The 389-nt window shown below is 46.8% G+C and carries 1 protein-coding gene; it reads right to left on the reverse strand.

Going from position 1 to position 389, the window contains the following annotated elements; translation table 11 throughout:
- The coding region (locus tag D7Y13_RS44680; RefSeq protein ID WP_244222516.1) for an SDR family NAD(P)-dependent oxidoreductase at positions 1-282 on the reverse strand (282 nt) is incomplete at its 3' end.
- Between the last annotated feature and the right edge of the window lie 107 nt (positions 283-389).

A 389-nucleotide genomic window follows, 5' to 3' on the forward strand; every position in this document is an offset into this window, starting at 1 on the left:
TTCCTGTTCAATCAGCCGCCGCGTTTTTTCGAGTTCTGAAGCGTTGAGATCGATCGCCACCACGATCGCGCCATTGCGAGTAAACTGCACCGCTGTTGCACGGCCAATGCCCGACCCTGCTCCGGTAATCATGCAAACTTTGTCTGCGAGTCTCACAACTTTAGCCTCAGCCAGTTTGGAACTGAACATAGAATTTGTAAACCGCAAAAAATGCGAGTTGAACGACAAAACTACTTTTCGATCGACGCTTTTTGCAAAGCTTAAGAATCGATCGAAAAACATTCTTCATCCCCCAACTCTTATAAGAGGCGTGGGGGGATAGAAGAGTCTTCGTCAGCACGGCAACATCTTTTCAAGCATTCTCTTAATCTGCTGATCAATGTTGAAGG

It is taken from the genome of Corallococcus praedator, from assembly GCF_003612125.1.
Lineage (GTDB): Bacteria > Myxococcota > Myxococcia > Myxococcales > Myxococcaceae > Corallococcus > Corallococcus praedator.